Origin of the sequence: Stella humosa (assembly GCF_006738645.1) — a bacterium.
GTDB lineage: Bacteria > Pseudomonadota > Alphaproteobacteria > ATCC43930 > Allostellaceae > Allostella > Allostella humosa.
Window position 1 is genome coordinate 25,737 of record NZ_AP019700.1, and the last position, 18,671, is coordinate 44,407.

Annotated in this window: 19 protein-coding genes; 11 read left to right on the forward strand and 8 right to left on the reverse strand. The window is 70.1% G+C overall.

Going from position 1 to position 18,671, the window contains the following annotated elements; translation table 11 throughout:
* Position 1 precedes the first annotated feature (1 nt).
* The 4 genes from STVA_RS00135 to STVA_RS00150 form a co-directional block, all read right to left on the reverse strand.
* Positions 2-682, reverse strand: coding sequence for an amino acid ABC transporter permease (locus STVA_RS00135; RefSeq protein WP_197735752.1), 681 nt, complete (start codon positions 680-682; stop codon positions 2-4).
* A 31-nt stretch (positions 683-713) separates the two neighbouring features.
* Positions 714-1,460 carry an amino acid ABC transporter ATP-binding protein gene (locus tag STVA_RS00140; RefSeq protein WP_123690112.1) on the reverse strand — a complete coding sequence of 249 codons (747 nt, stop codon included), beginning with the start codon at positions 1,458-1,460 and terminating at the stop codon, positions 714-716.
* Positions 1,461-1,465: 5 nt separating this feature from the next.
* Positions 1,466-2,308 (reverse strand): transporter substrate-binding domain-containing protein, encoded by an 843-nt coding sequence (locus STVA_RS00145; RefSeq protein ID WP_123690111.1) that lies wholly within the window; start codon positions 2,306-2,308, stop codon positions 1,466-1,468.
* A 70-nt stretch (positions 2,309-2,378) separates the two neighbouring features.
* Positions 2,379-3,155, reverse strand: a complete 777-nt coding sequence (locus tag STVA_RS00150; RefSeq protein WP_123690110.1) for a DUF1028 domain-containing protein — start codon at positions 3,153-3,155, stop codon at positions 2,379-2,381.
* Between the two features lie 101 nt (positions 3,156-3,256).
* Between STVA_RS00150 and STVA_RS28015 the strand changes: the two genes are divergently transcribed.
* Entirely contained in the window at positions 3,257-3,841 is a 585-nt protein-coding gene (locus STVA_RS28015) for a septal ring lytic transglycosylase RlpA family protein (protein WP_245978328.1), read from the forward strand.
* Here STVA_RS28015 and STVA_RS00160 read toward each other — a convergent pair.
* Genes STVA_RS00160 through STVA_RS00170 form a run of 3 tightly spaced genes read right to left on the reverse strand, consistent with a single transcriptional unit; the run spans position 3,804 to position 7,158 of the window.
* Positions 3,804-5,378 (reverse strand): hydantoinase/oxoprolinase N-terminal domain-containing protein, encoded by a 1,575-nt coding sequence (locus tag STVA_RS00160; RefSeq protein ID WP_142235600.1) that lies wholly within the window; start codon positions 5,376-5,378, stop codon positions 3,804-3,806. The two genes, STVA_RS28015 and STVA_RS00160, sit on opposite strands and share 38 nt — an antisense overlap.
* A 5-nt stretch (positions 5,379-5,383) precedes the next feature.
* A complete protein-coding gene (locus STVA_RS00165; RefSeq protein WP_123690108.1) occupies positions 5,384-6,484 on the reverse strand; it encodes a DUF917 domain-containing protein in 1,101 nt (366 codons plus the stop codon).
* Entirely contained in the window at positions 6,481-7,158 is a 678-nt protein-coding gene (locus STVA_RS00170) for an AroM family protein (RefSeq protein WP_170216483.1), read from the reverse strand. The genes STVA_RS00165 and STVA_RS00170 overlap by 4 nt, the downstream gene beginning before the upstream one ends.
* A 116-nt stretch (positions 7,159-7,274) precedes the next feature.
* On the opposite strand from STVA_RS00170, the gene STVA_RS00175 reads away from it, so the two are divergent.
* The 7 genes from STVA_RS00175 to STVA_RS00205 all read left to right on the forward strand — a co-directional run bounded on the left by STVA_RS00175 (position 7,275) and on the right by STVA_RS00205 (position 13,828).
* The gene (locus STVA_RS00175; RefSeq protein WP_123690106.1) at positions 7,275-7,775 is read left to right on the forward strand and encodes a GNAT family N-acetyltransferase; all 501 of its coding nucleotides are present in this window, start codon (positions 7,275-7,277) and stop codon (positions 7,773-7,775) included.
* A 66-nt stretch (positions 7,776-7,841) separates the two neighbouring features.
* Positions 7,842-8,714, forward strand: a complete 873-nt coding sequence (locus STVA_RS00180; RefSeq protein ID WP_123690105.1) for an ABC transporter ATP-binding protein — start codon at positions 7,842-7,844, stop codon at positions 8,712-8,714.
* Positions 8,714-9,862 carry a DNA recombination protein RmuC gene (locus tag STVA_RS00185; RefSeq protein ID WP_123690104.1) on the forward strand — a complete coding sequence of 383 codons (1,149 nt, stop codon included), beginning with the start codon at positions 8,714-8,716 and terminating at the stop codon, positions 9,860-9,862. The genes STVA_RS00180 and STVA_RS00185 overlap by 1 nt, the downstream gene beginning before the upstream one ends.
* Positions 9,863-10,076: 214 nt before the next feature.
* Entirely contained in the window at positions 10,077-11,117 is a 1,041-nt protein-coding gene (locus tag STVA_RS00190) for an isopenicillin N synthase family dioxygenase (RefSeq protein ID WP_170216482.1), read from the forward strand.
* The gene (locus tag STVA_RS00195) at positions 11,114-11,968 is read left to right on the forward strand and encodes an ABC transporter ATP-binding protein (protein ID WP_123690102.1); all 855 of its coding nucleotides are present in this window, start codon (positions 11,114-11,116) and stop codon (positions 11,966-11,968) included. Before STVA_RS00190 ends, STVA_RS00195 begins: the two co-directional genes overlap by 4 nt.
* A complete protein-coding gene (locus tag STVA_RS00200; protein WP_123690101.1) occupies positions 11,961-12,767 on the forward strand; it encodes an ABC transporter permease in 807 nt (268 codons plus the stop codon). The genes STVA_RS00195 and STVA_RS00200 overlap by 8 nt, the downstream gene beginning before the upstream one ends.
* Positions 12,768-12,805: 38 nt before the next feature.
* On the forward strand, positions 12,806-13,828 hold the full coding sequence (locus STVA_RS00205; RefSeq protein ID WP_170216481.1) for an ABC transporter substrate-binding protein: 1,023 nt from the start codon (positions 12,806-12,808) through the stop codon (positions 13,826-13,828).
* 43 nt (positions 13,829-13,871) lie between these two features.
* Here STVA_RS00205 and STVA_RS00210 read toward each other — a convergent pair whose 3' ends face one another.
* Positions 13,872-15,743 (reverse strand): calcium-binding protein, encoded by a 1,872-nt coding sequence (locus STVA_RS00210; RefSeq protein ID WP_170216480.1) that lies wholly within the window; start codon positions 15,741-15,743, stop codon positions 13,872-13,874.
* Positions 15,744-16,031: 288 nt separating this feature from the next.
* Here STVA_RS00210 and STVA_RS00215 point away from each other — a divergent pair, with 288 nt between their 5' ends.
* From STVA_RS00215 to STVA_RS00225, 3 genes are read left to right on the forward strand one after another with little or no spacing between them, the layout of a single operon-like run.
* The gene (locus STVA_RS00215; protein ID WP_123690098.1) at positions 16,032-16,997 is read left to right on the forward strand and encodes an SPFH domain-containing protein; all 966 of its coding nucleotides are present in this window, start codon (positions 16,032-16,034) and stop codon (positions 16,995-16,997) included.
* A gap of 17 nt (positions 16,998-17,014) precedes the next feature.
* On the forward strand, positions 17,015-17,449 hold the full coding sequence (locus STVA_RS00220) for an NfeD family protein (protein ID WP_123690097.1): 435 nt from the start codon (positions 17,015-17,017) through the stop codon (positions 17,447-17,449).
* A gap of 15 nt (positions 17,450-17,464) precedes the next feature.
* Complete coding sequence (locus STVA_RS00225) at positions 17,465-18,670, forward strand: winged helix-turn-helix domain-containing protein (RefSeq protein WP_123690096.1); 1,206 nt, start codon at positions 17,465-17,467, stop codon at positions 18,668-18,670.
* Position 18,671 lies beyond the last annotated feature (1 nt).

Below are 18,671 nucleotides of genomic sequence, written 5' to 3' on the forward strand. Positions count from 1 at the left end.
TCTATCGCTTCCAGGCGTAGCGCGTCTCGACCCAGCGGCCGAACAGCACTACGGGGAAGAAGAGGATGATGTAGGCAGCCGCCCCCAGCGTCAGCGGCGAGGGGTTGAACGAGAAGGAGACGGCGGTCTGCGCCTGGGCCAGGATCTCGGACACGGCCACCACCGATCCCAGCGCCGTGCCCTTGGTGATGGCGATGGTACGGTTGGTGAGCGGCGGGATGGTGAGCCGCAGCGCCTGCGGCAGCACGACATGGGCCAGCGTGGCCGCGAAGCCCAGGCCGGTCGAGCGCGCGGCCTCCCACTGCCCCTTCGGCACGGCCAGGATGCCGGCCCAGAAGATCTCCTCGGCGAAGGCCGACAGGACCAGCGTCAGCGCCAGCCAGGTGGCGACGAAGCCGGACGGGCTCCAGCCGGCATTGGGCATGGCGAAGTAGAGCAGCACGATGACGACCAGCGGCGGCAGGGCGCGGAACAGGTCGACATGGAGCACGATCAGCAGGTTGAGCGGCCGGATGCGCAGGCTGCGCAGCAGCGCCAGCGCCAGCCCGAGCGCCAGCCCCGCCAGCACCACCAGGATCGCCAGCCACACCGTGACGAAGAAGCCCGACACGATGTCCGGCAGGTAGCGCGCCATCACGGCGGCGTTGAAGAAGGTCTCCGCGAAGCGGTCCCACTGGCTCACGGCCGGCACCCGCCCTGGCGACCGGTCGCGCTCAATGGCGCACGAGTTGTTCGACGAAGGCGCGCGTGCGGGCGTGCTGCGGGGCGCCGAAGACCGCGGCCGGCGGCCCCTGCTCGACGATCACGCCCTGGTCCATCACCACCACCCGGTCGGCCGCCGCCCGCGCGAAGCCCATCTCGTGGCTGACCACGACCATGGTCATGCCGGCCTCGCGCAGGTCGCGCATCACCGCCAGCACGCTGCCGACCAATTCCGGGTCCAAGGCCGAGGTCGGCTCGTCGAACAGCACCGCCTTGGGCTCCAGCGCCAGAGCGCGCGCGATGGCGACCCGCTGCTGCTGCCCGCCCGACAGCTCGTTGGGATAGGCATCGCGCTTCTCGGCCAGGCCGACGCGCGCCAGGGCGGCGGCGGCCATGGCATCGGCCTCCCGCCGGTCCTTCTTCAGCACCTGGCGGAGCGCCAGCGTGACGTTCCCGGCCGCCGTCATGTGCGGGTAGAGGTTGAAGTTCTGGAACACCATGCCGATGCGCCGGCGCACGCCGTTGATATCGGTGCCGGGCGCCAGGATGTCGGTTCCGTCGAAATGGATCGACCCGTCGCTCGGCACCTCCAGCCGGTTGCAGCAGCGCAGCAGCGTGCTCTTGCCCGAGCCGGACGGGCCGATGACGAAGACCAGCTCGCCCGGGGCCACGTCCAGGTCTATGCCGCGCAGCACCTCGACCGCGCCGAACGACTTGCGCAGCCCCCGGATGGACAGGACGGGTGCCGCGCGCGGCAAGGGCGTCAGCCGCAGCTAGGCGTGTGGGCGGTCGCCTCGTATCCCGGCAGGTCGGGCACGCCATAGCCGGGGAACACCGTCCGCTCGGCCGCATCGGCCGCCGGCGCCACGCCGAACCACTTCTCGGACAGCTTGGCGACGGTGCCGTCCAGCTTCATGCACTCCAGCGCCTCTTCCACCTGGTTGCGGAGCGCGCCGCTGGCCTTGGGGAAGGGCGCGCCCCAATGGGCCCGCGTCTCGTTCAGGGCCAGGCCCAGCTCGACCTGCGGGTTGCGCTTGGCGGCCCAGGCCAGCACCGTGTTGCCGGCGAGGTTGGCATAGGCGCGGCCGGCGATCACCGCCTGGATGGCGTCGGTGTTGGTATCGAAGGACTGCACCTCGAAGCCGTACTTCTCGGCATTGGCGCGCGCCCAGGAATCATAGGCCGATCCCTTGTTGACGCTGACGACCTTGCCCTTCAGCTCCTCCAGCTTGGCCACCTGCGGGCTGCCCTTGCGGATCAGCAACTGGTACTGCGTGTAGAGGTAGCCCTCGGTGAAGAGCAGGCTTTCGGCGCGCTCCTTCGTCACCGTCACGGGGGCGGCCAGGAAGTCGTAGCGGCCGGCGTTCATGGCCGGGATCAGGCCCGAGAACGAGGCCGAATCGATCTGGATCTCGCGCTTCATCCGCCGCGCGACCTCGATGAAGAGGTCGATGTTGAAGCCCTCGACCCCGCCGCCCATCTTCGGCATCGCGTGGGGGGCGAAGGTGCCGTCGACGGCGACCCGCAGCGGCGGCTGCTGGGCCGCGGCCGTGCCGGCCAAGCCCAATGCCATCAGTGCCGCGGCCGCAATGGAAAAGCGGTTCATCCCCTGGCTCCCCGTTCGTTGGTGGTTTCCCGATCTGCCGTCTTGCGCAGCAATCGACATGCCAGCCGGGTCAGGCGCCGGCGGTCTTGCCGCCGGACTTCGCCTTGGCTTTCGGCTTGGCTGCAGGCTTTGCGGCCTTGGCCCGTTCCTTCTCCTGGCGCGCGACGGCGGCCTCGATCACCTTCCAGTCGGTGACGCCGGCCGGGTTGGCGCGGGTCGCCGTGAACTGGCGCATGACGGCATAGCGCCTCTCGGACACCTGGTAGAGCCGGCGCAGCTCGGCCAGCGGTTCCGGATGGTCGTCGACCCGCAGGTCGAGCTGGGCATATTCCTCGCCCGCGAAGATCAGGAGGGCGGCGGACTGGCGGCCGCGCTTGTCGCCACCGGCTGCCTGGCCGGCATCGAGCGCCCGCAGCAGCCGCTCGGCCAGCGGCAGCCGCCGGCCGGACTGATAGACGCGCATCGTCTCGGCCACCACCTCGGGGCCGGCCAGCATGTTGCCGGCGATCGACACGTTCTCGGCCGCCAGGTGGCCGCACCAGGGAATGCAGGACGGGCCGGTCCATTGGCCGGTCGAGCCGTCGCGGTCGACGACATGCACCTGGCGGTGGTCGCGGCCCGAGTCGGCATCGGTCAGCAGCCGGACCACGTCGGCCGCGGGCACGCCCGCCTCCAGCAGGGCAAGGCCGCGCCGGCCATAGAGCGGGTTGGACAGCGCCTGCGTCGAAAGGGCGCCGATTCCGCTCAGGATGAAGGGGCAGCGCGCGCCGACGGCGAATGCGCGCGTGGTGACGGCGACGGCAAAGGCTCCGGCCTTGGGGTCGCGGGCGACGATGGACCAGGTCATGGCGCGAGCATAACCCGCCCGCCTCCTCCCGCCCATGCGCTTCGAGGAATGGGGATCGGTTTGCCGTCAGCCCCCAGGGGTGGTATCGGATTCCCATGCGCGTGCCGATTCCCCCCACGGCACTGATGGCAATCCTGCTGGCGGCCCTGTTCGTCGCCGGCCCCGTCCCCGTCTCCGCCCAGGTGGAGACGCAGGTTGCCGCAGTGGCCAGACCCAGTTCGGAGCGGGTGAAGCTGCCCCAGGCGAAGCCGTCCAAGCCGGCCAAGCCGTCGCGGATCGCCAAGACCTCCGGCAAGGCCAAGGCCTCCAAGAGCGCCAAGGCACCCAAGACCCTCCGGTCCGCCCACATGGACCCGGGCCGGCCCTGCGGCGGCGCCGACGTGGCGCCGTACCGGCAATCGGGCCGGGCGCACTATTACGGCGTGCGCCACCACGGCCAGCGCACCGCTAACGGCGAGGAATTCGACATGGGCGCGCTGACCGCGGCCCACCTGACCTTGCCGTTCGGCACCCGGGTGCGCGTGACCAACGTCTCCAACGGCCGCTCGGTCGTGGTGCGCATCAACGACCGCCACGCGCGGCGCACGCCCAAGATCATCGACCTCAGCCGGGGGGCGGCCGACAGCCTGGGCTTCCGGCGCAAGGGCGTCACGATGGTGCGGCTGGCGGCGGTCTGCGGCGGCTAGCCCGCCGCCCCAATATCCCCACCACCCGCACCCGCACCCGCAGCGCGTTGCCCGGCAGGTAGGCCAGCGGGATATCCTCCACCTCGATCGTCTGCAGCGTGGCGGCGTCGGCGCCGGCCGCGACCGCCCGGTCCTGGGCCAGGCCGGTGGCGGCGGCGACCGCTTCGGTGCGGCCCATCCCTTGGAACACCTGGTCGATCTCGCCCGAGACCTGGGCGATGGCCGCCCCCACCGCGTTGGCGCAGTCGCCATGGGTGACGCGCACCACCTGGCTGGTGCCGGCGACCGCGTCGGGCACCAGGAAGGCGCCGCCGCCGACCGCGATCAGCGGCAGGGGGGCGGAATCGGTCTTCATGCGGTCGACGTTCTCCTCGACCATGGCATGGGCGCGGGCCAGCATGCGCCCGATCAGTGCCGGGTCCAGGTGGGCGACGCGGGCCCGGTCGCCCAGCTCCAGCATGCCGGCCGCGACCGCCACGTCGCTCGTCGTCAGGCGGCTGCCGCCGAACACCAGGGCCTCGGTCGTCAGGCGGTGGCCGACGCTGAGCGGGCCCACCACGTCGCCGTCGGCCTCCACATGGCTGCCGCCGCCCAACCCGATCGACAGCAGGTCGGGCATGCGGAAGAGCGTGCGCACGCCGCCCACCTCGACCACGCCGTTGGCCTCGCGCGGGAAGCCGTGGCGGAGTTGGCCGATGTCGGTGGTGGTGCCGCCGACGTCGATCACCATGGCGTCGGCGATGCCCGACAGGAAGGCCGCGCCGCGCATGGAGTTGGTGGCGCCCGACGCGAAGCTCAGCACCGGCTGGCGCATGGCGTGGGCGGCCAGCATCACCGTGCCGTCGTTCTGGGTGATGTAGAGCGGCGCCTTCAGGCCGCTCTCGGCGATGGCGGCCTCGAAGGCGGCCACCGTCTCCCGCGCCAGCTCGGCCAGGGCGGCGTTCATCAGGGCCGCGTTCTCGCGCTCCAGCAGGCCGATCCGCCCCAGCTCGTGCGAGCAGGTGATGGCGGCGTCGGGAATGATGGTGCGCACGATCTCCGCCGCCTCGGTCTCGCAGGACGGGTCGATCGGCGAGAAGACGGAGGCAATGGCGACGGCCTTCAGCCCGGCCGCGGCGAAGCGGTGGGCGGCGGCCGTGACCGCGGCCCGGTCGAGGGGCATGAAGGGCCGGCCGTCATAGTCGTGCCCGCCCTCGACCATCGCCACCTCGCCGCGCACCAGGTCGGCCAGGGCCGGCGGCCAGTCGCAGAAGGGCGGCAAGGTCGCCCCCGCCGGCAGGCCGATGCGCAGCGCGCCCACCCGGTTCAGCGAGCGGCCCTGGACGACCGCGTTGATGAAGTGGGTGGTGCCGATCATCACCGCGTCGATCGGCTGGCCGGTCACTTCGGGAAAGCGCGACAGCGCCTTCAGGGCCGCCAGGATGCCGCCGGTCACGTCGGCCGTGGTGGCGGTCTTGACCGCGCGCACGACGTTGCTGCCGGCGATCAGCACCGCATCGGTGTTGGTGCCGCCGACATCGATTCCAATCCGTCGCATCGCCTTTACTCCGCCGCCGTCGGCGCGAAGACCGATCGGAACTCGATGTCGTAGCCGAATGCCCGGGGGCCCACATGCTCCAGCCCCTTGGGCGTCATCAGGATCGGCGGGGCGGGCAGCGCCACCACCGCCACGCGCTGGCCGTAGCGCAGGGTCTCGGTGCCGATCGCCTCGCCCGTCACGGCATCCAGCACGCAAATCAGGTCGGGCACGGTCGCGACCGGCACGCCGTCGCGCCAGGCGACCGCCCATTCGTTCTGGAAGGCGATCTCCATGCGGGCGCCGCGGTCGCCGTCCAGCCCTTCGATGGTGGCGGTGCCACGCAGGAAGCCCTCGGTCGTCCGCCGCGCGATGTCCGACACCTTGCCCGCGAACAGGCGCAAGCCGCCCTCGGCCTCCAGGATGGCCGCGATCGGGTCGCTGTGGCGGCGCTGGGCCGCGCGCACGGCGCGGCCCAGGCCGATCGCCTTGGTGGTGGTGTGGTGGATCGCCCAGTCCTTCACCTCGCGGCCGGTGCGCGGCGCCTTGCAGGTGGACGCGACCGAGCCCAGCTCGACGCAGGCCTTGCGGCTGACGCGCTCCATCCATTTCCAGGTGGTGACGCGGGCGACGATCACTTCCTGCCCGCGGCAGTCGGCCATGGAGAGCGGCCAGGGCTGCAGGTCGCCGATGGCGAAGCTGGTCATCTGCGCCTCGGGGAAGGCGCGGCCCATGCAGTCGGCATCGACCACGGGGATGCCCAGGTGGGCCGCTGCCATCAGGGGCTGGATGGCGTTGCCGCCGCCGATCTCCAGCGACATGACGGCGCGGAACTTGCGGCCCTGGTAGCGCTCCATGATCTCGACCGCGCGCGCGACGGTGCGGCTGTCGGTCAGCCGCTCCTGGCCGACCAGCGGCGCACCCATGTTGGAGACGACGGCGACGTCGTCGTCGTCCGCCAGGTCGAACGGGTCCATCAGCGAGACCTGGCGGCCCTCGGCATAGAGCTGGCGCATGTTCAGCAGTCCCAGATAGGGGCTGCCGCCGCCGCCGGTGCCGAGAATCCAGGCACCAACCGCCAGCGATTCGATGTCTTCCAGGGGGATCGGGGTGGTGCGCACGGTCACAGGAACATCTCCCGGAGGATGGCGGCGGTGGTGGTGATGCCCAGCAGCACCGGGCAGGACAGGCGGCGGCGCACGGCGGCGCGGTGGGCCGGCGTGTAGCTGATGCAGTCCATGACGACCAGATCCGGCCGATGGGCGGCCATGCGGTCGCCAGCCGCCATCGCCTCGGCGTCGTCGGCCAGCGGCAGCAGCGCCTCGGCCACCACCTCCAGCCCCGGGCGCTCCCACTTGGCGGCCAGGGCCCCGGTCTGGGCCGGCAGCGGCACCAGCAGGCCCAGCCGCCCGGCCGGCAGCAGCCCGTCCGCCAGGCCCGACAAGAGGGCCGAGGGGAAGATGACGACGCCGGCAGGCTTCAGGCCGGGGAAGGCGCCGGTGCAGCACATCAGGGTGGCGCCCACGCCCGCCTCGGCCGCGAAGCCGTCGACCAGCGCCTGGGCGCGCGTGGTCACCAGGCGCTTGGACAGGACGGCACCGCTGCCGTCCGGCAGCTTGGTGAACAGCGTGTCGCCGTCATCGACCGGCGGCACGGCCGCCATCTCGTCCCGCGACAGGCCGTCCATGCAGCCGACCAGGCGCACGCGCGTGCCGGGCCCGACGGCGGCCTGCAGCAGGGCGGCCACATCCGGCCGCGGCGATTGCCCGATGACGATCGCCGCCAGCGTCCGCTCCTCCATTCCCGAACTCCTTCTCCCGCGGGGGGCCGCATGGCGGCGCTCTGTCGGCAAGGTTAGCACGGCGCGTGCCGGGCCACTCGCCATGGCCGCCGGCAGCCTGATATCGTCCGATCGCCATGACCGATGTCCCCGAAACTGCCTGGCGGATCGTGCCGCTGGCCGACCGCCCCGACCTCGTCCCGCCGCTGGCCCGGGCGCTGTGGGAATTCTGGGGCGCCACCTTCCCGCAGAAGACGGTGGCGGTCCGCACCGCCAGCCTCGAGGCCCGGATGAACCACGACCGCCTGCCGCTGGCGGTGGTGGCCGTGGCGCCGGACGGATCGGCGCTCGGCACCGCCAGCATCATGGCCGACGACATGGAGACCCGGCCCGACCTCAACCCGTGGCTCGCGACCGTGTTCGTGCTGCCCGGGCAGCGCAGCCGTGGCCTGGGGGCGGCGCTGTGCGCGGCGGCCGAGGCTGAGGCATGGCGCCTGGCGATCCCGCGCCTCTATCTCTTCACCTTCGACAAGCGGGGCTACTATGCCGGGCTCGGCTGGCGCGACCATGAGACGGTCGATTATGCCGGCCAGCCCACCGCGATCATGGTCAAGGACCGTCCCGCCCGGCCGGCGTGAGCGCCCGGCGCTTGTCCCGCCCGGCCGGGCTACCTATCCTCGCCGCCGGATAAAAGGGGAGGAACCGTGAACCAGGCAGCAAGCCAGAGCGCCGGGGCGGCCGGATCGAACGGTGGCGGATCGAACGGTGGTGGATCGGGCGACCATGCCGTCGTCGAAGGTGTGACCCGCGTCTACCCGTCCAATTCCGGCAACCCGCCCGTCCACGCGCTGGGGCCGATCGACATGGTGCTGCGGCGGGGCGAGTTCCTGTCGGTGGTCGGCCCGTCCGGCTGCGGCAAGTCCACCCTGCTCGACGTGCTGGCCGGCCTGTCGGCACCGTCCGACGGCCGCATCCTGTTCGAGGGCAAGGAAGTGCGGGGCGAGGTGCCGGACGGCGTCGGAGTCGTCTTCCAGGAAGATGCGTCCTTCCCCTGGCTGACCGTGTGGGACAACGCCGCCTTCGGCCTGCGCCGCGCCGGCGTCGACGGCGAGGAGATCCGCCGCCGCGTCGACGACGCGGTGTCGTTCATGGGCCTGAAGGATTTCGCCCGCGCCTACCCGGCCCAGCTCTCGGGCGGCATGCGCCAGCGCGTGTGCATCGCCCGCACGCTGGTGATGCAGCCGCGCCTGATCCTGCTCGACGAGCCCTTCGGCGCGCTCGACCAGCAGACGCGCCTGCTGATGGGCGACGAGTTGCTGAACCTGTGGCGGCGCACCGGCGCCACCGTCATGCTGATCACTCACGCGCTGGACGAGGCCGCGATGCTGTCCGACCGCGTCGGCGTCATGTCGTCCCGCCCCGGCCGCTTCATCGACATGGTGGAGACCGGCTGGCCGCGCGACCGCGACAGCCGCATCGTCGCGGAGGAGGCGTTCGGCCGAGTGACGGCGCGGCTGTGGTCGCAGCTACGCGGTGAATCGATGAAGGCACTCGGCATGGCCGGGGCGAAGGTCTGATGGAAATGAACCCGATCATCGTCGCCGCCCTCGTGGTGGCCGCAGCCGCCGTCATCGTCGCGGTTCTCCTCATGCGGCGGGGCGGCGGGGCTGCCGATGAACTGCGCGAAATGAGCGACCGGCTGGCCGACAGCCAGGCGGCCCTGGCCGGCCGGTTGGCCCAGATGGCCGAGCAGGCGACCGCCGCCCAGGCCGCCACCGCCGAGCGGCTGGCCGCCCAGGAGCGCCACATCGCCGAGGCGGTCGAACAGCGACTGGCGCGGCTGGGACAGAGCGTCGGCCAGACGCTGGAGCGCAATGCCCAGGCGGCGGCGGTGACGCTGGGCGACCTGACGGCCCGGCTGGCGGTGATCGACGCTGCCCAGACCAAGATCACCGAGCTGTCGACCCAGGTCGTCCAGCTCCAGGACATCCTGTCCAACAAGCAGGCGCGCGGCGCCTTCGGCGAGGTCCAGCTCGAGGCGCTGGTGTCCGGCATCCTGCCGCCCTCGGCCTATGCCTTCCAGGCGCCGCTGGGCGACGGGCGGCGCGTCGACTGCCTGTTGCACCTGCCGAACCCGCCCGGCTCGATCGCCATCGACGCCAAGTTCCCGCTGGAAAGCTGGCACGCCCTGCGCCAGGCCAAGGACGATGCCGCGCGCCTGGTCGCCAGCCGGGCCTTCGCCGCGGCAATCCTGCTGCATGTCCGCGCCATTGCCGACAAGTACATCGTGCCGGGCCAGACGGCCGAGAGCGCGCTGATGTTCATCCCGGCCGAGGCGGTCTATGCCGAGCTGCACGCGAACTTCCCCGAGGTGGTCGAGAAGTCCTACCTCTCGCGTGTCTGGATCGTGTCGCCGACCACGCTGATGGCGACGCTCAACACCGTGCGCGCGGTGCTGAAGGACGTGCGCATGCGCGAGCAGGCGGGTCTGGTGCAGAAGGAGGTGCGGCTGCTGATCGACGATGTCGGCCGCCTCGACGACCGGGTCGGGCGCCTGCAGCGCCATTTCGACCAGACGAGCGAGGACGTGCGCCAGATCCGCATCTCGACCGACAAGGTCACCAAGCGCGGCGAGCGCATCGGCGAACTGGAGGTGGAGGACGCGGCCACCATTGCGCTGCGCGCCGTGCCGCCGACGGCGCCGGCCGCCCTGCCACCCGCCTGAAGCCGGGCGGGTCGGGAAGGGGGATCGGTCGACCGGCGACCGATCGCGAATGGAGGAGAACCGAGCCGGCACGGAACTTGGATACAGTCGCCAAGGCTGGGCACAAACGGGATGGCGCAATGGTATTCCTTCGGTATACCATTTTTCATGCCCATGGCCGGCAGGTGCCGCGATCGGCTCGGGGCCTCTCATTCGATGGCGACAGGAGTGCCGCATGCTTCCCCAGGCGCGTGCCCCCCACCCGGGCGAAATAGCGATCATCGACCTTGCCGATATCGACAGCCCCGACCCGGCCAAGCGGGCCCGCCTGGCCGAGGAGGTCGCCAAGGCGTCTCGTGAGGTCGGCTTCTTCTATATCGTCAACCACGGGATTCCGGCCGCCTCGGTCGGGCGCATGTTCCAGTCGGCCGAGGAGTTCTTCTCGCTCCCGGCCGACGACAAGAACGCCGTCTCGATCTCCAGGTCGAAGCTGTTCCGCGGCTACATCCCGCCCAACCATATCGGCGTCGACCAGAAGCTGAAGGCGAACCTGCAGGAGGCCTTCCAGATCCATCTCGACCTGCCGGCCGACGATCCCGACGTGGCCGCCGGCAAGCCGATGCACGGGCCCAACCCGTGGCCCGCCGCCATGCCGTCGCTGAAGCCGGACATGACCGCCTACCAGGGCCAGCTCTGGTCGCTGGGCCAGCGGATGCTGCCGCTCTTCGCGCTGGGGCTGGGCCTGCCCGAGGATGCGTTCAGTCCCTACTTCACCAAGCCGATGATCATGCTGCGGATCCTGCACTACCCGCCGCAGGCGCCCGACGATTCGACCGAGAGCATCGGCACGCGCGCCCATACCGACACCGGCGTCTTCACCATCCTGGCCCAGGACACGGTGGGCGGGCTGGAGATCCTGACCAAGGGTGGCGACTGGATGACCGTGCCGCCGATCCCCGACAGCTACGTCGTCAACATCGGCGAGATGATGAAGGCATGGTCGGATGCCATCTTCTCGTCGACCCCGCACCGGGTGGTGAACCGCTACGGGCTTGAGCGCTACTCGGTGCCGTTCTTCGTCAATCCGGACTACGACACCATCTTCAAGCCGTTGGTGACGAACCCCGCGCCGACCGACCTGCCGCAGTTCCACAGCTCGCTCGACCGCACCAAGAACATCAAGATCGGCGAGTGGATGGTGGATCTCTACTCGCGCATCTATCCCTCGCCCTACAAGACGGCGGCCGCCGAAAAGCCCCTCGCCGCCGCGCAATGAGCCGCGGCGCCGCATCCGGGCCGGTCGTCCGGCCAGTGACGATCGAGGAAGACCAGCGCCCTGCCACCCCGCCCGGCATCGTCCGGGTGGAGGTGGCGGGCCTGTCGAAATCCTACGAATCCGACCGCGGGCCGGTCACGGCGCTGGAGGGGATCGACCTGCAGATCCACGACAGCGAGTTCCTGACGGTGCTGGGCCCCAGCGGCTGCGGCAAGAGCACGCTGCTGAAATGCATCGCCGGGCTGGAGCCGGTCTCGGCCGGGCGCATCCTGATCGACGGCAAGGCGGTGACCCGGCCGCCGGCCGACCTCGGCATCGTCTTCCAGCGCGACCTGCTGCTGGACTGGCGCACCAACCTGCAGAATGTCCTGATCAGCGTCGAGTTCCTCGGGCTGAAGCCGCGTGACTTCGAGGAGCGGGCGCGCCAGCTCCTCGATCTCTTCGGCCTGGCGGGTTACGAGGACCGCTACCCGTGGGAACTGTCGGGCGGCATGCGCCAGCGCGTCGCCATCTGCCGGGCGCTGGTCGACAATCCGGGCTTCCTCCTGATGGACGAGCCTTTCGGCGCGCTCGACGCGATGACGCGGGACGAACTGAACCTGGAGCTGCAGCGGATCTGGCTGCGCGACAAGAAGACCGCCCTCTTCATCACCCACAGCGTGCCCGAGGCGGTGTTCCTGTCGGACCGCATCATCGTCATGGACCGCAACCCCGGACGCATCGCGGCCGAGTTCGTGGTCGACCTGCCGCGGCCGCGCACGCTGGCCGATCGCGAGACCCAGCCCTTCATCCGCTACAGCGCCGAAATCCGCGCGACCATCACCGGCCTGGGGATCATCCGCAATGGCTAGCGTCGCAATCGCCCGCCGCCGCCGGTCGCGATTCCTGACCGACATCCTGCCCGTCATCCTGGTCCTGGGCAGCGTGGTGGCGATCTGGCAGGCGGTCGTGATGATCTTCCGCATCCCGCCCTTCCTGCTGCCCTCGCCGGTGGTGGTGGCGACGGAGTTCATGTCCTCGCCCGCCTTCTACCTGTCCAACACCGCCTTCACCCTGACGACGACGGTGACGGGCTTCCTCTTCGCGCTGGTGGTGGGGGTGGCGCTGGCGCTTCTCATCGTCTCTTCGCGGATCTTCGACCGGGTGCTGTTCACGCTGCTGTCGGCGCTGCACAGCGTGCCCAAGGTGGCGCTGGCGCCGCTGCTCGTCATCTATCTCGGCACCGGGATGACGCAGAAGGTGGTGATCGCGGCGATGATCGCGGTCTTCACCATCGTCATCAACACCGTGGTCGGCCTGCGCTCGGTCGATCCAGAGGTGCTGAACATGGCCTATTCCAAGCGCGCGAGCCGCCTCACCATCCTGCTGAAGGTGCGCCTGCCCCAGGCCCTGCCGAACCTGTTCGGCGCCTTGAAGGCCGCCACCACCTTCACCCTGATCGGTGCCATCGTCGGCGAGTTCGTCGCCGGCGAGCAGGGGCTGGGCTACGTCATCCTGACCGCCCAGGGCGCCTTCGACACGCCGCGCGCCTTCGTGGCCGTGGTCATCCTGGGGATGGTCGGGACCTCGCTGTTCCACCTGCTGGCCTTCATCGAGCGCAAGGTCATCCCCTGGCACGTCTCCATCCGTTCCGAGCGGCGCGGCCGCTGACATGAACCATCGAAAGGAATAGTGGGATGCGGCATCTGGTGAAGCGCCTGGATCTGGTGAAGGGCCCGGGTCTGGTGCGTAGACTGGCGGCCGGCCTGGCGATCCTGTCGGCGGCATGCGTGGCGGCCGCCGGCGGGGCCGGCGCGCAGACCCTGTCCAAGGTCACCGTGCAGCTTGCCCTGGAGCCGGCCGGCACCACGGCGGCCCTGTTCCTGGCCGAGGCCAAGGGCTGGAACCGCGAGGCCGGCTTCGAAGCCGACATCAAGGACGGCCGCGGCAGCATGGCCAGCATCCAGCTCGTCGCCGCCGGCCAGATGGACATCGGCACGGGCGGGCTCGGTGCCATGGCGGTCGCCAAGGGCAAGGGCGCGCCGCTGATCTCGATCGCCGGCCTGTCGCGCCGCACCGACCTCGGCGTGCTGGTCGATGCGAACGGCCCGATCCGCACCGTGGCCGACCTGCGCGGCAAGCGCGTGCTGCTGTTTGCCGCCAGCCCGTGGGTCCCCTTCCTCGACAGCTTCCTGAAGAATGGCGGGCTCACCCGCAACGACCTGACGATCGTCTTCCTGGATGCCGGCGCCTTCAACGCCGCCTACGCGGCCGGCCAGGCCGACGCGGTGATGAGCATCGGCCCCTACGTCCTGCCGGTCATCGGCGACCGCCGCCCGTCGCGCGTTATCGACGCTGCCGAATACGGGGTGTCCTCGCCCGGCACCGGGCTCTATGTCCGCGAGGAGATGGTGCAGAAGTCGCCCGAGCTGCTGGGCCGGTTCGTGAAGAACCAGATCCGCGCCTGGGACCACATCTTCGCCGGCAATGCCGACGAGGCGGTGGCCGCCATCATGAAGGCGCGGCCCAACGCCAAGCTCAATCCCGACATCCTGAAGGGCCAGATCGCGGCCTATCGCCCCTATTTCGACACGCCCAACACCAAGGGCAAGCCGATCGGCTGGCAGTCGGAGATCGACTGGAAGGAGACGATCCGCTCGGGCGAGGAAGCCGGCCTGCTGAAGCCGGGCTACAAGCCGGCGGACTTCTTCACCAACCGCTTCGTCGAATAGCGGGGGTCCCCCCGGAGCGCCAGGGCGCTCCGGGGGGCGCCGGTCACATGATGACGAAGTCGCCGGAGTTGTTGCCGGTCGGGCCTTCGTTCAGCTTGTCGAGCTGGCTGACGGCGGTGATGTTGTTGAAGACGGCGATCAGCTCCGCGCCCGCGGTGCTGGTCATGTCCTCGTCGAAATACATCTCCGCCTGGTTCGTGCTGGTATTGAAGAAGATGTAGAAGCCGGGCTTGTTGTTGTCGGCAGCACCTTCCGACAGGAACGTGTCGAACTGCGCCAGGTCGGAATAGCCCTGGCCCGTGGCGATCAGCAGGTTGTCGTTGGCCGTGCTGCCGACGCCGGTCGTGCCTTTGTAGCCGTCAATCGCTGCCATGCCGCCGAAGTTGTTGCCGTTGAAGACCAGCAGGTCGACACCGCCGGTGAAGTCTTCCAGCGAATCCACCGACTCGAACGGGCCGTCCATCATGAACTGGTCGGAGCCGGCACCGCCTTCCAGCTCGTCATCGCCATAACCGCCGACCAGGGTGTCGTCGAGCGCGCCGCCGATCAGGGTGTCGTTCTCCTGGCCGCCGAACAGCTCGTAGGTGCCGTTGGTCTCGCGCGAGGCATCAAGGTAGTCCTCGCCCTCGTTGCCGAACACCACCATCGACTCGCCGGCCGCGACGTTGCCGTCGGCGAAGACGACGTTGTCCTCATCCTGGCTGAAGTTGACCGTCTCGAAGTTCTTCAACGACAGGTCGCGGAGCTGCTGGTCGGTCGTGCCGTTGAACGAGATCTCGTCGTCGCCGTCGCCGCCATCATTGGCGTCGGTGATGAAGAGGCCGCGCTCATAGGTGACCGTGTCGTCGCCCTCGCCGCCCTCGACCGTCACGGCGGCATTGGGGAAGATCCCCTCCGAGCCGATGCCCGAGGTGTCGCCGACATAGATCGAATCGTCGCCGCCACCGCCCAGCAACTGCTTGTCGCCGACCGAGCCCTCGGCGATGCCGATGGTATCGTCGTCATCCCCGCCGTCGAACGTGTCGTCGCCGAAGTTCTGGCCGATGATGCTGTCATTGCCACCGTCGCCGAAGACCTGCACGTCGCCGGCATTGGCCTCCAGGTTGGCGATGTCGTTGTTCTCTCCCAGGTAGACGATGTGATCGCCCGTGGTCGAGATGATGTTCACCAGGTCCTGCAGCTTATCCATGTAGATGAGCTTGTCGCCGGTGTCGCTGTCGCCGACCGTCACGGTGTCGTTGCCGTTGCCGGCGAAGATCGTGTCGTTGCCGACATCCGGGTCGATGACGTCGTTGCCGGCACCGCCGTACAGGATGTCGTTGCCGGCCCCGCCATAGATCTGGTCGTTGCCGAGGTCGCCCGCGACGTTGTCGTTGCCGGCCCCGCCCAGCAGCGTGTCGTTCTCCTGGCCGCCATAGACCGAATCGTTGCCCGCGCCGGCGACCACGAAATCGGCCCCGGTGTTGCCATAGACGCGGTCGTTGCCGTCACCGGTCGAGATCGTGTCGGCACCACCAAGGCCCCACACCTGCACCGACTGCGTCGTGCCGGCCAGGATGGTCACGTCGTTGCCCGCGTCGTCCGTCAGCGTGTCGGTCAGCCGGTCGCCGACCCAGAGCTGGCCACCATTCGACAGCACGATATTGGCGCTGGCCGGCGTCGGATCGTCGCCGCCGATCTGGCGTGCCAGCATGTTGGGGATGTAGGCGTACCGAATCTCGCCCGCCGGCAGCGGCGCCCCGTTGATGTCCCGCGACTTGACGATCGCGATGTCGGTCCCGTTCTCGACGATGTCGAACTGCTGGGCCTGGAGGGCCGGATCGGAGATTTGCAGCACGTCCGAGCGGAAGTCGAACGTCTGGCCGAGAATCTTGAGATCGAAATTCGACGATCCGTTCCAACTGAAGATTGCCATGGGAACTTCCTTATCTACTTCCTGCGCTGAGCTGCGAGCCAGCCGCCGTCGCCGCGCGCTCGAACCGGCCATCTCTCGCTTGTCGCGGCGGGACGGCTCGGCGGTGGGATGGACTAGGCCCACCCGGACGGGCTCATGGGGCGAACCGCCCCGGGCGCCATTGGTTCCCGCCGTCATACCTAAATTCAGTGTAACGTTCGGAACGGGTTCTGTGGCGAATCGGCTCCGCGGCAATCGGCTTTCGGCTACAATGGGCGCCATTCGGCAACCCATCGGAGCCAGCGCCAGATGACCGGATTCTCGATCTTCGTGCTGCTGGTGCTGGTGCTGGCCGTGCTGCTCGTCGTCATGGGGGTGAAGGCGGTGCCCCAGGGCCGCGAGTACACGGTCGAGCGGTTCGGCCGATACACCCGCACCCTGACGCCCGGCCTCAACCTGATCGTGCCGCTGGTGGATCGCATCGGCGCCAAGCTGTCGATGATGGAAACCGTCCTGGATGTGCCGCAGCAGGACGTGATCACGCGCGACAACGCGCTGGTCACGGTCGACGGCGTCGTCTTCTTCCAGGTGCTGGACGCCGCCCGCGCGGCCTACGAGGTCTCGCACCTGGAGAACGCGATCCTGAACCTGACCATGACCAACGTGCGCACCGTCATGGGCTCCATGGACCTCGACGAGCTGCTGTCCCAGCGCGACAAGATCAACGCCCAGCTCCTGACCGTGGTGGACGAGGCGACCACAAGCTGGGGCGTGAAGGTGACGCGCATCGAGATCAAGGACATCTCGCCGCCGCGCGATCTGGTCGACAGCATGGGCCGCCAGATGAAGGCCGAGCGCGACAAGCGCGCCGCCATCCTGGAGGCCGAGGGCCTGCGCCAGGCCGCCATCCTCAAGGCGGAGGGCGAGAAGCAGGCGACCATCCTGGCGGCCGAGGGCCGGCGCGAGGCTGCTTTCCGCGACGCCGAGGCGCGCGAGCGCGAGGCTGAGGCGGAAGCCCGCGCGACGGCGGTGGTTTCCCAGGCGATCGGCGCGGGCAGCGTGCAGGCGGTCAACTACTTCGTGGCCCAGCGCTATGTCGCCGCCCTGGAGAAGGTGGCCTCGGCCCCGAACCAGAAGGTCCTGATGATGCCGCTGGAGGCCGCCAGCGTGATCGGCTCGATCGCCGGCATCGGCGAACTGGCGCGCGAGGCGTTCGCCACGAGGCCGGCGCCGACGCTGCCGCCGACCCTGCCGCCGGGGATTCCGCCGGCCTAGGCCCGGAACGCAGCGGCATGTCCGGCATCGAGTTCTGGCACTGGCTCAGCCTGGGGGCGATCCTGGCCGTCGTCGAGATGGTGGCGCCCGGGGTCTATTTCCTCTGGCTCGGCATCGCCGCCCTGCTGGTGGGCGGCGTCGCCTGGCTGTGGCCCGACCTGCACTGGCAGTACCAGGTGCTGCTGTTCGCGCTCTTCGCCATCGCCGACGTCACCCTGTCGCGGCGCTGGATGCGGGCGCGCCCGGCCGTCACCGACCAGCCGCACCTGAACCGCCGGGGCGAGCAGTATGTCGGCCGGCTGCTGACGCTGGACCAGCCGATCGTCGACGGGGTCGGCCGCGCCCATGTCGAGGACACCATGTGGCGGGTGAGCGGCCCCGACCTGCCGGCCGGCCAGCGCATCCGCGTGGTCGGCGTGGATGGCGCCACCTTGCGGGTCGAAGCCGCCTGACCGGCGGCGCCGACGATGGCCAGGGACCGTTTCTCCGCCGCCGAGGCGCGGCGCATCGCGCTGGCTGCCCAGGGCTTCGCCGAGGCGCGGCCGACCGGGCCGGTCGACGCGCGCCATGTCCGCCGGGTGCTGGACCGGGTCGGGCTCTTGCAGATCGATTCGGTCAACGTCCTGGTGCGGTCCCACTACCTGCCGCTGCACGCCCGGCTGGGCCAGTATCCGACCGCACTGCTCGACCGCCTGGCCTATGACCGGCGTCGCAGCCTCTTCGAATATTGGGGCCACGAGGCCTCGCTGCTGCCGCTGGAACTGCATCCGCTGATGCGCTGGCGGATGAATGGCGCGCGCGAGGGCAGGGGCCTCTACAGCGGCCTGGCGCGCTTCGGCGCCGAGCGCGGCGACTATATCGCCCGGGTCCTGGACGAGGTGACCGACCGCGGCGCGCTCGGCGCCGGCGACCTGTCGGACGGCAGCCGCGGCGAAGGCGGCTGGTGGGGCTGGAGCGACGGCAAGTCCGCGCTGGAGTACCTGTTCTGGACCGGCCAGGTGACGACCGCCACCCGCCGCAACTTCGAGCGCATCTACGACCTGCCCGAACGCGTGCTGCCGGCGGCCGTGCTGGCGGCCGCGGCGCCGGCCGAGGACGAGGCCCAGCGCCGGCTGCTGCGCATTGCCGCGCGCGCGCTCGGTATCGCCACCTATCGTGACCTGCGCGACTATTTCCGCCTGCCGGTGGAGGGCAGCAAGCAGCGCCTGGCCGAACTGGTGGAGGCAGGCGACCTGCGCCCGGTCGCGGTCGAAGGCTGGGACCAGACCGCCTATCTGCACGCCGAGGCGCGCCTGCCCCGGCGGATCGCGGCCGCGGTCCTGCTGTCGCCCTTCGATTCGCTGATCTGGGAGCGCGACCGGACGGAGCGGCTGTTCGGCTTCCACTACCGCATCGCCCTCTACACGCCGGCCGCCAAGCGCACGCATGGCTATTACGTCCTGCCGTTCCTGCTGGGCGACCGGCTGGTCGGGCGCATCGACCTGAAGTCCGATCGCGCCGCCGGCCGGCTGCTGGTGCTGGCTGCCCATGGCGAGCCCGGGGTCGATCCGGCGGCGGTGGCGCCGGCGCTCCATATGGAGCTTGCCGGGCTCGCCCGCTGGCTGGGGCTGGACGGGCTGACGATCACGGCGCGCGGCGACCTTGCCCCGGCGCTCATCCGCATGGCGGGGTAGG

Coding starts and splice junctions, on each gene's coding strand:
- STVA_RS00175 (WP_123690106.1), top strand. CDS start 7,275: ATGACCGATGTCCCCGAAACTGCCTGGCGGATCGTGCCGCTGGCCGAC.
- STVA_RS00145 (WP_123690111.1), bottom strand. CDS start 2,308: ATGAACCGCTTTTCCATTGCGGCCGCGGCACTGATGGCATTGGGCTTG.
- STVA_RS00220 (WP_123690097.1), top strand. CDS start 17,015: ATGTCCGGCATCGAGTTCTGGCACTGGCTCAGCCTGGGGGCGATCCTG.
- STVA_RS00195 (WP_123690102.1), top strand. CDS start 11,114: ATGAGCCGCGGCGCCGCATCCGGGCCGGTCGTCCGGCCAGTGACGATC.
- STVA_RS00210 (WP_170216480.1), bottom strand. CDS start 15,743: ATGGCAATCTTCAGTTGGAACGGATCGTCGAATTTCGATCTCAAGATT.
- STVA_RS00150 (WP_123690110.1), bottom strand. CDS start 3,155: ATGACCTGGTCCATCGTCGCCCGCGACCCCAAGGCCGGAGCCTTTGCC.
- STVA_RS00185 (WP_123690104.1), top strand. CDS start 8,714: ATGGAAATGAACCCGATCATCGTCGCCGCCCTCGTGGTGGCCGCAGCC.
- STVA_RS00190 (WP_170216482.1), top strand. CDS start 10,077: ATGCTTCCCCAGGCGCGTGCCCCCCACCCGGGCGAAATAGCGATCATC.
- STVA_RS00215 (WP_123690098.1), top strand. CDS start 16,032: ATGACCGGATTCTCGATCTTCGTGCTGCTGGTGCTGGTGCTGGCCGTG.
- STVA_RS00160 (WP_142235600.1), bottom strand. CDS start 5,378: ATGCGACGGATTGGAATCGATGTCGGCGGCACCAACACCGATGCGGTG.
- STVA_RS00200 (WP_123690101.1), top strand. CDS start 11,961: ATGGCTAGCGTCGCAATCGCCCGCCGCCGCCGGTCGCGATTCCTGACC.
- STVA_RS00225 (WP_123690096.1), top strand. CDS start 17,465: ATGGCCAGGGACCGTTTCTCCGCCGCCGAGGCGCGGCGCATCGCGCTG.
- STVA_RS00170 (WP_170216483.1), bottom strand. CDS start 7,158: ATGGAGGAGCGGACGCTGGCGGCGATCGTCATCGGGCAATCGCCGCGG.